The organism is Rhizobium sp. P1_C7, assembly GCF_056406295.1.
Map to the genome: position 1 here is coordinate 1 of NZ_JBFUAL010000009.1, position 12,595 is coordinate 12,595.

Consider the following 12,595-nt stretch of genomic DNA (forward strand, 5'->3'; position numbering starts at 1 on the left):
GGTTTGCTATAACGTCATGACGACGCGCAACATCAACAACACGAACACCGGGCTGAAAGCTTTCCGCTACAATCCGAGCCTTAACGTCATCCGGCCAACGCCGATTTCCCCGGCGCGGCTCGACAACTTCGTAGCGACCCACAAATCCATCTTCTGCCATGCAAATCTCCAGTTAGTCCTGGAAACCTTCTCGCACACGCAGCAAGCCTCAAAATATAGCCAATCCAATGGGGCGGAGACGGCGCTTACATTGTACGTGTGGATCGCGTCAAGCGGAATCCCCAAAACTCCGTTGCAACCGCAGCCTTTTGCCGATGCGATCCACCAGCATCTTGCTGAAACAAAAAAAGCCGCCTCCCCGGTTAAAGAGAGGCGGCTGTCCGAAGTTTGTATACGAATTTCGGTCACAGCACCCCATCAGATGATGATGGGGCGGTGGGGGTTATTCGGCCGGTTCGCGCTGGCGACCAGACTCTCTGGCCCATCTTGCAAGCGGGCGCTCGATATAAGTGAAACTGAGAAAAGCCAGCCCCAGGGCGATTGGCAGCGTTATAGCCGCGATCACTGCAGCCGCCCGAAGCCTGCTGTGAATGTCCAGTGGGAACGCAACGTAATAGGACACCAGCATCATCGTCGGCACATGCAGGACATAGAGCCCGTAAGATACACGGCCAATGAACGTGGGCACCGGAGACGAGATCACCTTATCGGCGAACCTGCCTACGCCGAACTTGTCATGCGCAGCGGCAAGGAAGTACATGCCGAACCACATCGCGATCGGAAGCACGTTCGGAGCGAACAGCGATGTGACAATGAAGCCCGCAACTGTTGCTAGAGCCAGGACCTTTACATCTGCTTTTCTGGCCTCGCGCCACAGTGACGCGCACATGATGCCGACGATAAACAAGGGAAGTCTAAGCGGAAGGAACGACGGAACCTCACCCTTCCAATGAGCATTGATGATTTTCTGTAACGCAATCGCGGCGAGCAATACACCAGCAGAAATGGCGATTGATCGGATGTTTCCAAACGCGATCAAGCCGATGATCAGCGGCGCGACTAAGTAGAACTGCCACTCTAGAGAGATGCTCCACAAAGGACCCGAAAACATAAGGGGCGCTTGCGGGAGCAAACTATCTGGCACCACGCCGTGGAACATCGTCAAATGCAAAGCCAGGTGCTGAGAGTAAGATTGCTCCAGATTTAACTCTCTGGTCTGAAAGACGTTACGAATGCTGCTCAGATAGGGAGATTCTCCAAACACCGGAGCGTAAAGATTGTCCGTCATCATTCCGTAGATCAGCGCGATCAGGAACAGTGGATAGAGCCTCATGACGCGCCGGAAGATGTATCGGTCATAAGGCTCATCTTCGTTCACGAGCATCAGCGTGATCACAAAGCCGGACAACATGATGAAAACTTCCACCGCCTCATCGCCTCGTCCGAGAAATCCCATTCTCACATTCGTAATGAGTAGTACGTGGCTCACAAACACCCATAGGGCTGCTAAGCCGCGAAGAACCTCGAAATGCGGAATGTGCTTTCTCATGGTGACCCCGTATGGTTGTAGCGGTCACCATAGAGATTTTGTGCAGTGCGATCTAGACCAAACTCTGCCTGATCAGCCATGCGTCGATTACTGCTGCACAACGAATTCAATCGTGTCAGGCGATGGATAAGAAACTCCCACTGAGGCGTTTGGTAGCTGAATTCTTAGGGATGGTGGATCGCGCCGGCTACAAGTGGGCGAGGACGATCGAGGCGACGAATGGATCGTCGCGCAGACCATGTGCCTTGAGGCCATGGAAGGCGTCCGCGATCCCGCGGCGCTTTCTACTCCGTGTTGCGTCAAAGCTACAGCATTGGCATGCACTAACGTGTAGGTAGAGCAATAGGTAAACAAGAGAGAATACACGTATGAAAAAGTTCATTGCTGCAACGGTTATCGCCCTGGCTTCGAGCACGGCCGTATTCGCTGCTGATCTGGTGGAACAGCCGGCGCCTGCGCCAGTTGCTGCTGCACCGGTATTCACTTGGGTCGGCCCATACTTCGGTATCGACGGAGGCGCAGGTTGGCTGAACGGTGACTTCTCAGCGGGCGGCAGCACTGTCTCCGAAGACTTCAATGGCGGCCTGTTCGGCGCCTTCGTCGGCTACAACTGGCAGTTCGACAACATCGTGCTTGGTGTCGAAGGCAATGTCGAACACAACTGGAATGACAAGGACTTTCTCGGCGGCGACGTGAGCGTCGGTACTGACTGGGCAGGCGCTGCACGCGCTCGAGTGGGTTACGCGTTCGATAGGGCGTTGATTTACGGTGCGGCCGGCTGGACCGCGAGCAGTGGCTTTGTAGACGTGCCTGGCTTCGACAAGGAGTCTAAGACGTTCAACGGCTACACTGTTGGCGCTGGTATCGACTATGCGTTCACGAACAACGTCTTCGTTCGCGGCGAATATCGCTACAACGACTTCGGCAGCAAAGATATCTTGGGTGTTGACGTCGATCTGGATCAGAGTGTCGTGAAGTTCGGTGTCGGCGTAAAATTCTAGAATTGCTCCCAGGCAAAGCTAAGCCTCGCTTCGGCGGGGCTTTTTTTGTGCCGACAAGCCCCGAAAACAAAAAAAAGCCGCCTCCCCGATTAAGGAGAGGCGGCTGGATTAAACTCTTTGAGAATCTGGTAAGGGCACTATTACGCAGCATCCGACATCAAAGCATAGAGCGCCGTGAGGACAGCGAAAGCAGTAGGACACGGCCGTCCGTGTTCCCACCCTTGGTAAGTCGTGAGCGGGACCCTAAGCAACGCGGCAGTCTGTGCCTGCGTGAAGCCGGTGCGGTTTCGCCATGCTTTGATGGATTCCTCGAAAGTGGGCTCTGGCTGGTAAACTAGCTGTTCGTTGCTTGCGTCTGGATTGGTCATAAGCGTCTCCTTGGTTGAGACGCAAACTTATAGGCAATTTGCAAACTAGGCAATATGCCTACATCGTTTTCTGGGGTGATCAACTGCGCGTCGCGGCTATAGCGGAATGCCAGTGTAGGCAGCTTGGCTTTAATGTAGCCCTGCGCGATGCTTACGGCGGCGTCGCTCTCTGCTTGGTTCGTTCTATTTCTTCATCCTACCCCCGCGTGGTGCGCCCGGTCGTTCGCTCGAAAGCCCGATCTAGCCGCTCGTGCAGCCCATCAATGCGATTCCCCACGCCTTCGATCGCTCTGAGGAGTTGGGCTGTCTGCTCCTGCATGCCTTGCTTGGTTGCATAGGTTTCAGAGACGCGCAGCTTGAACTCCGCAAGATCCTCGGCGACTTTACCTGCCCGGTCCTCAGCGCTTTTCGCCTTGGCATCGATCTTCCACCAGATCGCCCAGCCTGAACCCGCAATCGTGAGGAAGAACACGACCACTTTCATGATGTCTTCAGGTGTCATTTCTTCACCGTCCTGCCGGCCAGTCCGGCGTCGCGGTCGGCGTAGAAATCCACCAGTGCAATGTGCCGCCGGATGCACGTCACAAGTCGCTTGCGGTCGGTGATCCACAGACGTTCGAGTTCGGCTTGCGTCAGTTCCTTTTCGCCGATGTCGACGGGCCCGGCACACTTCTGCACCAGTACGCTGTCCGGCTTTACCAGCCGTGGCGGCACGGGCGGAACGACCAGCCTATCGGACCTTGTTGATACGCTGCACGCTGGGAGCGCCAAGCACAACGCGGCCAGCATCAGGATCTTCGCTAGCCTCACGCTGTAGCTCCTTGATCTTGTCTTCTAGTGATTGGTTCTCGGCCGCGATCTCAGCGATCCGCTGAGCCTCTCGCGCTTTCGCGGCGTCATTGGCCGCCGACTGGCGCTCGATCTCCGCGTCGCGAGCCGCAACGGCTGCCGCCTTGAGTTCGGCGATCTTGATTGCGCCATCGGCAGCGCCACGCGCATAGCCGCGGTGATCGACATAGGCGTAGGCGGCCAGCAACAGCACAACAGCGCCCACGCCGGCCGCTAGGCGCCGCCCGATTGGGGATAGGAGGAATGCGATCATTGCGCCACCTGCCCGCTTGCCGTCAGCTTCTTGGCATACTGCTCGGCAGTCGTCATCAAAGCCTTCACGAAGAGGCCGATAAGATTGAGCCCGCCGACAATCTTGAGCGCCTCTGGCGGCGAGAAGAACGTCAGCCAGTCGAACCCGATCAAGAGAGCGACGAGCGCCGAGACAAAGGCGGCCACGTAGTTTAGTGCGTTCGCAATTTCCGTGGAGTTCATGCCCGGCCCTCCGGCACGCCCTTGAGGCAAAGCTTCAGCTCAGCGGCGCGCCGATTGACGAGCCCCTGCACTACCCGTCCGCCTGCTTTGTTGAAGGCAGTCATTGCCTGGCAGCTGTCCTTCATGCGGTTCTCGCGAGCCAGCCGTGCGAACTTTGACTTGCAGGCGGCGCCGACGCCGACGTTGTAGGCCACGGAGATCGCCGCTGCCTGCCACTCGATCGGCTTGCGGTCGAAGTCGGCAATGCATTGCGTCAGCGGCACGTAATAATCGTTCGTGACGCGCGTCAGCAGCTTCTCGTCGCACTCGGCCTTGGTGAACTTCATGCCCGGGCGGATGCCGAGCGTCTCGCCGTAGCAAGCCGTCCACACGCCGACGATGTCGGGATAGGAGGAGAGCGAAAGCCCCTCCCAAGGCTTGATCAGCGAGCCGATGGAAAGCGCAACGGCCGCAATTGCTGCGACCGCCTTCTTATTCAGTTTTGGCATTGGCTGCCTCCTTGTCGGGTTGAGCCAGAAGTCGCGCCGCCCAAGCTCCGCCAAGCACCAGCAGCGTAAGCCACCAAGGCAGGTAGTCGGAGATGTATGGGACAACGTTGAGGATGATGTCGACGACTGCGGCGAGCTCAAGCAGGCGCAGCGACCAAGCACGCCGAAGCACCCGGCGGACGTCGGGGATGAGTTTCATTGGGGAGTCCTTGGATTTACTAACGTGTGGTTGCGCAGAGGGCCATTTGGGATTATCAAGAGCAACCAGTCAGCGAGCGGAGGCCCACATGACGATGCAGAACGCACAGGAAGAGGATGGCCAGCTTTTCGGCTCCATAAGGGGCTATCTCGGCAAGTTTCTCCGCTGCGGGGCTTATTGGCTCGTGGCGACGCTTCTTTTGCAGGCGAATACCTACGCCATCCATAGCCCCTTCTGGCTCGCGGCCGGTATCGGTGCGCTTGGCCTTACCAGCAGGAGCGCCTACTTAGGCCAGTTCGGTATCGCCATTCTCCTGCTGATGGCTTTGTTCCCTTCGAGCTTAGTTGCCGATCTAGTTAACCTTGGCTGAGAGCGGAGGTCGGGGATGCCCCTAAGGGGAAAGGCCCGCTGCGGCGGGCCTTTTGGTTGCGGGCGTTGCGGTTGCGCAGCTTTGCAACCTCCCGGCGGTATTCAACGTCATGACAACAATCCTCCGATACGTCATTTATCTGTTAGCAATCATCGGATTGGTCTTCGCCTTGCGATCACTGGCCGTTGACCACCCCCAGTGCGACAAGTCAGATGGCGGCGTGATATCGCTCTTTGCACCGCAGAAGCTCTGCAACTAGGTCACATCAACAATCTGGTGGCAAAGCCAATTGTACAGATTGAGCGTGCCCACCGTTGGCAGAGAGCACGTCTCGTCGGTGTTATCGCGAAAGCAGGCGCGCGGTCCGGTTGTTCTGCCGCCTGCTGACCCCACCACAGAATTTTGAGCCACGAACACCTTGCCGTTCACGGCTGCTGCCGACCCGCTCAAGGTCAGTTCGATTGTGTTGGCCCCTGTGATGGCGACAGAGGAAATCGTCTGCCCCGCATCATCCTGATATCGCAATCCGTATGGATCGACTCCTCCTGGGTCGGTGACGGTCGTGGTGTCGAGGACCAATGACGTACCAGTAATTGCCATGTGCACAGTTAGCAGCACTTTGTTTCCGGTCTTGGCCGCCGTCTCAATGTACATGAACGGGCGACTTACGCCCGCTTGCCAGAGCCTCAGCGCCCGAGCAAGGTAGTAGCCGTATCTAGCAACAGAGAAACCATCGAGGTGAATACCGTCGGTGTAGTCGAATTGGTATTTTGGTCCCGCTATTACGAAGCGGTCGGGGTAACTGACCGCCGCTTGGAGCCAAGCGTGGGGCGGTCCTCCGGCTTGTGAATGAGAGTACTGACTGCCAATGAACGGGATCTGACTTGGCTCGGCTAGCGCGTTATTATAGTCAGTTTGCCACTGTAGAAGACGGGCAAGATACGTAGTTTTGGTGTCACCCGAGTTGCTTTCACCATGATCGCAAATTATGGCCGGTATCTTGGGCGTACGGCCTTCCGCTGCTGCGATTGAGCGAGCCTGCTGGACAACATTGAGCAAATTATTGAACGGCTGAGTTCCGAGCTTCAGCGCATCATAAGTCTGCCCCCCAACAGAAACGTTTGGCATAACGGCGCCGATCGATGAAGCTTTCGCCTGGAGGTAGCCATTCATGAACGTGGTTCCGAATGTCTGCCACGACAGGGTCGGTTCGTTGTGACTTTCCTTGGCATCAACCAATGCGCGAAACGCCAAAGACGGAACAACTTCCGCAGCATCCGTGATATCGGATAGCATTCGAAGACCCTTATTGAACATCTGCGCGCGACCTGGGTCTAGGACATCCAACGTGGTGTAGGTTTGCGAATTATACCCTTGCGCGTTTGACTGACCCGTTACCGGGAAAATTGCGACAGTATCGACGTTCTCGTTGAGTTGACTTCCCCCAATTGCGCCAAAATCGATGTAGTCGCCTACGATCGTCGCGCGAGCCTCGCAAAACGTGCTGTCCGCCGATGACGTGAACCCGACACCTATCAAGAACTGAGCCGTGTCCTCGACGGCGGCCCCCAACGAAAAAAAGTTAGCGCTTATGGCGCCACCGCCCTGAACGGTCATCGTCCACGGGGTTTCTGTATTGCTTCTAACTTTTACATCGGCGGTCGCACGGAAAAGATCGAACGTTCGCGTCACTTGACCGAAATCGACACCACCGACATTGCCCGTAATAACCACCTCAAGCTTTGCCCCACCGAACCGAGGCAACCTGCCGACAAAAAGAACCGCCGACTGCGCGCCAAGCGCATTTGTTGTAAATTTTCTGGCAACTACACTCGATTGTGCAGGCTTGCGGCGCGTGCGCATAAAGTCATCGGCCAGCATTGGGCGTGGTGTTTTGGTCGTCGGCATGGCCTATCCCTTGATTTCTTCTACTACGAGTCGAACGGCGGCAACGCCTCCGAACAGGCGACCGGAATTATTCACGTTCAACCTCAACTTTTGCGTGGAAGTCACCACCCCAACCCGTAACGTTATGGTCTGAGCGGCAATCGAGCCCGGAGAGAGATCAACCTCTCCCCCAAAATGGACTTGCGCCCCTGCAAGTGCGCATACTGGACTATTAGCCATGATTGCATTCGCTGTTCCAACGGAGAACACCGCCCACGCCCATCCAGAAACGGCGTCCACACTGCCGGACCCACTCACACGTATTCGAAGTTTGTTCGCCGTCGATTTCGGAGTGATTGAAACGGAGATGATCTGCACGCCTTCGGTTATCTGAGGTATCGTGTCATCTCCTGGGATCACCGCCCCCGCGCCCGTAATATCGGCGTTTGTGGTATAGCTTCCGACAACGCTGTCGATCACGGATCCGGCAGGCAGAAAGAGATCCCGCAGTTGGGCAGCGGTCAGCTCCTGCGGATCGCCAGCCCCCGACGCATCACGTCCGAGAAGGCGAAGCGCTGCACTGATATTCTGCATCTTTGCATAAGTGACAGAGTCGTCTGGATGTTTTGCGGTGGTGACGCTGCCATCTGCAAGCTTGACTGTCGTAACACTGCCATCGGCTGGCGTATTCACCGGGATAGCGTTGCTCACCCGCACTTCAAATGACACATCAGCAGGCACGTTAATCCGAATGAATGGGTTGCCACCAGAGTAAACGAGAGAATAAGCGCCTTGGGTGATCAGCTGGGCATTGCCTCCGACGATCACAAACATATTGTTTGGGGATCCAGGGTCTACAGTGAGTGGGTAGTTTGTTAGCGCGCCAACTCCTACGAAAGGACCAATCGCGGCCCAGTTGTTGCGCGCAAAGTTCGCATAGTCCGCCGCAGCATCACGCGCAGCCTCCGCTTCGGAAACCAGCCCTTCAACTTGTGCAAGAATAGCCGCACTTGCCTGATCGCTTATGAGCCGGAAGGTTGCCCCGGACACAATGCCCATTACAATCATGCCGCTAACAAGGCCGCCCACTACAGGATCGTTCCCGCTGTTCGTCTTGATAGTGTAGATCGGACCACTGCTGTTGAATTGGACAGTCGTCGGTCCCTGTCCATTCGTGTCCGCGATATTCAGCCACACTAGAGCCAACCCAGACACTGGAATACTGGTGGCTGCCTGGATAGCGTTCGGCGTGCCAGCACCGACATCCGTTGCAATAATGAATGAGTATGGAAGATCAGCTACCCTTGTCCACGACCCTGTGCCAGACGCCCCGTTCTTCATGTAGACGCCATTGTAGGCAACCGTCGTGTCGCCTATGACCCATGCCGATGAATGTGTTGGGTGCGCCAAGTCTGCGAAGAGCGATCCACGCGATGCGTAAATTAGTCCACCATTGGATAGGAACGCGGTGATGATCTGCTCATACCCACCGAGGAGTGTTCTGACCTCCCCCTTCTTAACCTGATGAGCGCCCGACGACGGTACGCCATCAGTTTCGTAGTTGCGGAAGACTGTTGCTGCCGTCGCCATGATGTCTCCATGCAAAAAGACCCCGCCTAAGCGGGCTGGAAGTTAAAGTTCTTGGATTGATGGCGTCCGTCAGGTGACGACGAAAGAGCCTGTTGCCACCGGTGAAGCGGCAACACCCGAGGAATTGATTGCCACTATGAACCCGAATTTCGTGCCGGCCGTCAGCCCGGTCACAACGCGACCGTCAGCAATATTCGGCGGCCCGTACTCAGTCGCCACCAGCGCGGCCCCAGAGAACGTGTTTGTTGAATTGATGTAGATGCGCACCGCTGAGTAATTGGGACTGTTGGGCGCTACCCAACTGAAGCTTCCCTGTCCCGCCCCGCCCGTTACGGCAGCCCCGGTTACAATGCTGGGAGGCGTTGGATCTGCTGTAGCAGTTCTGGTTTCGTACGATGTCCATGCCGAACTCGCCCCCGACGACCAAGCGCGCAATCGAAACTTGTACTGGAAGCCATCAGCTAGATATGCGGAGCGAACCTGATCCACACCAGGAGTGGAAACCGCCGATTGCGGGCCTGTCGATCCCGATGTTTTTTCCCACTCAAGCTCATAGCTAAGGGAGTTTGAGACGTGATCCCATGTCGCAAGCGCATAGGCTGCCGTCGATCCACCCGATACAACTTCGTTTTGGATTACAACATTGAAATTCTGGGGTGCGGGAGTTCCCGTTGGAGGGACCACAACGACCGAAGCGCCAGGCTCGCCTTCCTCAGTGGAGGCATTGAATGAATAGAGCTCGGCAGGGACGACGATGCCACTGAAATTGATAGTCATGTCGCTGAGCGATATTGTCACCCTTGAGGTGATTTCGATCACAGCGTCTGACAACTTCGGGCCATATTGAACGCGAACAAACCGGTGATATGCGATATCGGCATCCAGATTGTAGTGGGCGGTGATCGTGACCTTCGCCCCATTGCGCCGGATATAGGCAAGCTTCTGGAGCCGCTGCATGTGGTTGTGAGACTGGACCGCCACATTCTCGACGGTCATCGTTCGCTCTGTGTCCTCCCCGATATACGGATCTCCGTAGATCGCGGCATCATTCGTATTGTACAGGTCGGCAGGATCGGTAAAGCGGCCACGGACGGCCAACACAGTTGTTGACGGGTCGACGTTGGCATTCAGGCCGAACGAGATGATGTTATCGCGCGTGAGCGTTATGGTCGGAGCGCTGTATTCGCCTGCATGAACACCAATCTTACCGTCTGACCGCTCGTAAACAACAAGCTCGGCAGCTTGATCAAGCGTGCGCCCAACTTCAATTGGGTCACTGTCCGCCCTAAACCACATGCCGCCGTGATAGCGGCTTTCTACGCCTCCGGACCTGTTGATAACAGCTAGGTCGCAGACGTTGGCGGCATTGATCCAATCTGGCAGATACATATCGTTTAACGACATCTTCCCGCCGAATGGGCTGGTGAGATGCCACAACCGCATCAACGCGATATTCGTGGTAAAGGCCGACGCGGCAATTCGAGGGTCGTACAGCAGCATGCCGTCAATGACGGCTGAGTGCTCCGGCATCTGATTTGGATAGACGTTCAGATAGTCTTCCGTCCCAACTGTAAAGCATAGCATCCGGACGGAAGCCAATCCGTCTCCGCGATGATTGTTGCTCCATATCGTCGGGAAGTTGGAGACGACAACGGAATACGCCGTCTCGAACGGCTGGCCTGTTCGCCAGTCTAATTTCACGACTCGGTCGCTGCCGCGGTTTATGAAGTGTGCCGGTGCAACGACGTCGCCAGTAACGTCTAGGGTTACGGCCTCATCGTGCAGGTAGTGTTGAACGTAACCGCTTATCCTATGCCCAGCGTGAACCATGATGTGGCAGGCAGTGCCGTTCGCTTCCTCCAGGAAGATATAGTCGCCAGCCTTCTTCACGCGGCCAAGAATGATCGGCAGAGACGGAACAGACTGCTTCAGATTGTAGGTGCCATCCTCAGGCTTTGGTACGGACGGCTTCGGCGTGAGTGCTTTAGAGAGAAGTGTAGCACCGGCAATTAGGCCGCCGTAAAGGAGGGCTGAGGTACCCAAGTATAGAGCGTTCGCAGCAGCGACTGTCGTGCCGAGAGACGACACGATCAAGGGCAGCAGACCAAGCGTTTGCGGCATATCTCAAATTTCCCAGATTGCTATCGGTCGTGCGGCGAGAGGGCCGACATCGTCGCGAAAACGTATTAGCCAGCGCCCTCCATCAAAAATGGCTCCCCACTGGCGATGGATGCTTGTTTGGCTGCCGATAACACCGACAGCGCCGCACTTTGGCGCGCTGATGCGACGACCACCGATATTGGCGACGCACCGAGCGACCACCGGCTCCAAGCCCCCTGCATCTGCAACAATCGCGCGAAAACCGTCATCACTGTCGTAAACGCCGCGCAAATGAGAGGCTGGGTCGGAGTGGCCGAGCCAAAGTGCCCAGTCAGCTAGCAGGATGCAGCAGTCAACCGCGCCTGGCTGCCAAGTACGACTGGACTGGATGGCCAAAAACGCCGCCAGCCGATCCGCTACCAATTGGGCCATCTGATCGTGCGATCCTTGAGGCCGGGAATACGTTCACAAAAGCGATCGTCGGGCGCGGACGGGTTGAGAACTTTCGCCCTGGCTCGCTGATCGACGTCAGATAGGACCGCGCCGTTCGTGACGTTCCGAAGAGTGAACCGGTTGGCGACGTCTACTTGAATGGTAGAATTGATGCCGGTCGCACCCGCTTGATCGACGAAAGTCAGATTGGAGACCGTTCCTGTGAATTTCGTTATTGGAGAGCCAACCGGCTGCTCATACTCGTCGCACTTCTGAAGAAGAATGCGGAAAGTAGACCCGACGATGTTTCCCGCCTGATAGTCTGCCCAAACGCCATCGCTGGTTTCCGTGTCCACGCCAGACAGCACCAGCGACAGCGTGAACGCCTCGGCATTGATAGCCGCCTCGATCTGCGCAAGGGCATCCTCAGTCAGGACGCAAGCGCGATAGATCTCTCCATCGTCGCCTACGAACGGGCCGCCAGACCCATCCCAGAAGCGTAGGGTTCCCGACGGAAGCTCCGCCTGGCATAGAACGCGAAGACTTGCCATGCGGCCTCCTATCCCAGCCCCAGAGCGAGCCGGTTCCAATAGTCAGTGGCTTCCGTGAAACTCACATTCGGGCTGGCGTTCTTGGCGATCGCGTCCTCCGACACGTCCATCCCGCGGTCATCGGTTAGATGGCAAAGGCAGGTAGGACGATCAAACTCGAGCGCTGCCCCCCATGGGATGAGTTCGCGGACTGAAGGCGAGATTGATACCGTCCAGACATCGCCATCGACTTCCAGCACCGGCCCAGTCTCATAGAGCGCATGGTTGTAGGAAAACCGGACGCCTACTAGATCGTCTGCCGCCTTGACGATGCGGAGGCGAACGGACGTCGCCCCAATAGGCGTGTTGCCGTCGGTCACGACCGATATCGCGCCCTGCTCATAGGATGAGCCGTCATCAAAGAAGGAATCGTCGCTGTGCGGTAATTCTGGCGACGGCTCGAACGAACCACTCTCATAAGGCGCTGAAAGCCCCGAGGGAACGCGAACCGCAATCAGTCCGGAGCGCCCGCCCAAGGCCGACCGTATGGCCTGCCAAGTGCGCCATTGATCGCGGTAGCGGTTCCGCATCGCTACACTTGCGTAGTCAATTGCCCAATAGCCCAGGTCTGTCCGCGTGACAGGCTCGACGCCGCCAAGGGACTTGCCGCCAGACCGCGTGAACGGGACCACGTTTGCCTGCACTTGGCGCGGCGTGAGAAGGCAAAACGGCCATACTATAATTTCAGCCATTTCGCC

General features: G+C 56.7%; 17 protein-coding genes. 2 read left to right on the top strand and 15 right to left on the bottom strand.

Features of this window, described 5'->3' with window-relative positions; translation table 11 throughout:
* Together AC1D2R_RS15365 and AC1D2R_RS15370 are read right to left on the bottom strand one after the other, a co-directional pair.
* Positions 1 to 160 (bottom strand): transposase (locus AC1D2R_RS15365; protein WP_477968544.1); only part of this gene is annotated, 160 nt, incomplete at its 3' end.
* 282 nt (positions 161 to 442) lie between these two features.
* Positions 443 to 1,549, bottom strand: coding sequence for an acyltransferase family protein (locus AC1D2R_RS15370; RefSeq protein WP_477968136.1), 1,107 nt, complete (start codon positions 1,547 to 1,549; stop codon positions 443 to 445).
* Between the two features lie 368 nt (positions 1,550 to 1,917).
* Here AC1D2R_RS15370 and AC1D2R_RS15375 point away from each other — a divergent pair, with 368 nt between their 5' ends.
* A complete protein-coding gene (locus tag AC1D2R_RS15375) occupies positions 1,918 to 2,550 on the top strand; it encodes an outer membrane protein (protein WP_477968137.1) in 633 nt (210 codons plus the stop codon).
* 140 nt (positions 2,551 to 2,690) lie between these two features.
* On the opposite strand, the gene AC1D2R_RS15380 is transcribed toward AC1D2R_RS15375, so the two are convergent.
* The 7 genes from AC1D2R_RS15380 to AC1D2R_RS15410 all read right to left on the bottom strand — a co-directional run bounded on the left by AC1D2R_RS15380 (position 2,691) and on the right by AC1D2R_RS15410 (position 4,928).
* Positions 2,691 to 2,918 (bottom strand): helix-turn-helix domain-containing protein, encoded by a 228-nt coding sequence (locus AC1D2R_RS15380; RefSeq protein WP_477968138.1) that lies wholly within the window; start codon positions 2,916 to 2,918, stop codon positions 2,691 to 2,693.
* Between the two features lie 196 nt (positions 2,919 to 3,114).
* Complete coding sequence (locus tag AC1D2R_RS15385) at positions 3,115 to 3,420, bottom strand: hypothetical protein (RefSeq protein WP_477968139.1); 306 nt, start codon at positions 3,418 to 3,420, stop codon at positions 3,115 to 3,117.
* The gene (locus tag AC1D2R_RS15390) at positions 3,417 to 3,596 is read right to left on the bottom strand and encodes an anaerobic dehydrogenase (protein WP_477968140.1); all 180 of its coding nucleotides are present in this window, start codon (positions 3,594 to 3,596) and stop codon (positions 3,417 to 3,419) included. The genes AC1D2R_RS15385 and AC1D2R_RS15390 overlap by 4 nt, the downstream gene beginning before the upstream one ends.
* Before the next feature lie 52 nt (positions 3,597 to 3,648).
* On the bottom strand, positions 3,649 to 4,020 hold the full coding sequence (locus AC1D2R_RS15395) for a hypothetical protein (RefSeq protein ID WP_477968141.1): 372 nt from the start codon (positions 4,018 to 4,020) through the stop codon (positions 3,649 to 3,651).
* Positions 4,017 to 4,241 (bottom strand): hypothetical protein, encoded by a 225-nt coding sequence (locus tag AC1D2R_RS15400; RefSeq protein WP_477968142.1) that lies wholly within the window; start codon positions 4,239 to 4,241, stop codon positions 4,017 to 4,019. Before AC1D2R_RS15400 ends, AC1D2R_RS15395 begins: the two co-directional genes overlap by 4 nt.
* Complete coding sequence (locus AC1D2R_RS15405) at positions 4,238 to 4,729, bottom strand: lysozyme (protein ID WP_477968143.1); 492 nt, start codon at positions 4,727 to 4,729, stop codon at positions 4,238 to 4,240. Before AC1D2R_RS15405 ends, AC1D2R_RS15400 begins: the two co-directional genes overlap by 4 nt.
* On the bottom strand, positions 4,713 to 4,928 hold the full coding sequence (locus tag AC1D2R_RS15410) for a DUF7940 domain-containing protein (RefSeq protein ID WP_477968144.1): 216 nt from the start codon (positions 4,926 to 4,928) through the stop codon (positions 4,713 to 4,715). The genes AC1D2R_RS15405 and AC1D2R_RS15410 overlap by 17 nt, the downstream gene beginning before the upstream one ends.
* A gap of 88 nt (positions 4,929 to 5,016) precedes the next feature.
* Here AC1D2R_RS15410 and AC1D2R_RS15415 point away from each other — a divergent pair, with 88 nt between their 5' ends.
* On the top strand, positions 5,017 to 5,298 hold the full coding sequence (locus AC1D2R_RS15415) for a hypothetical protein (protein ID WP_477968145.1): 282 nt from the start codon (positions 5,017 to 5,019) through the stop codon (positions 5,296 to 5,298).
* Positions 5,299 to 5,553: 255 nt separating this feature from the next.
* Here the strand turns inward: AC1D2R_RS15415 and AC1D2R_RS15420 are convergent, their stop codons facing one another.
* The 6 genes from AC1D2R_RS15420 to AC1D2R_RS15445 all read right to left on the bottom strand — a co-directional run bounded on the left by AC1D2R_RS15420 (position 5,554) and on the right by AC1D2R_RS15445 (position 12,589).
* Entirely contained in the window at positions 5,554 to 7,206 is a 1,653-nt protein-coding gene (locus AC1D2R_RS15420; RefSeq protein ID WP_477968146.1) for a hypothetical protein, read from the bottom strand.
* 3 nt (positions 7,207 to 7,209) lie between these two features.
* A complete protein-coding gene (locus AC1D2R_RS15425; RefSeq protein ID WP_477968147.1) occupies positions 7,210 to 8,775 on the bottom strand; it encodes a hypothetical protein in 1,566 nt (521 codons plus the stop codon).
* Positions 8,776 to 8,844: 69 nt separating this feature from the next.
* On the bottom strand, positions 8,845 to 10,896 hold the full coding sequence (locus AC1D2R_RS15430; RefSeq protein WP_477968148.1) for a phage tail protein: 2,052 nt from the start codon (positions 10,894 to 10,896) through the stop codon (positions 8,845 to 8,847).
* A gap of 3 nt (positions 10,897 to 10,899) precedes the next feature.
* Complete coding sequence (locus AC1D2R_RS15435) at positions 10,900 to 11,307, bottom strand: DUF6950 family protein (protein WP_477968149.1); 408 nt, start codon at positions 11,305 to 11,307, stop codon at positions 10,900 to 10,902.
* Positions 11,292 to 11,858 carry a hypothetical protein gene (locus AC1D2R_RS15440; RefSeq protein ID WP_477968150.1) on the bottom strand — a complete coding sequence of 189 codons (567 nt, stop codon included), beginning with the start codon at positions 11,856 to 11,858 and terminating at the stop codon, positions 11,292 to 11,294. The genes AC1D2R_RS15435 and AC1D2R_RS15440 overlap by 16 nt, the downstream gene beginning before the upstream one ends.
* An 8-nt stretch (positions 11,859 to 11,866) precedes the next feature.
* Positions 11,867 to 12,589 carry a hypothetical protein gene (locus AC1D2R_RS15445; RefSeq protein ID WP_477968151.1) on the bottom strand — a complete coding sequence of 241 codons (723 nt, stop codon included), beginning with the start codon at positions 12,587 to 12,589 and terminating at the stop codon, positions 11,867 to 11,869.
* Positions 12,590 to 12,595: the final 6 nt, after the last annotated feature.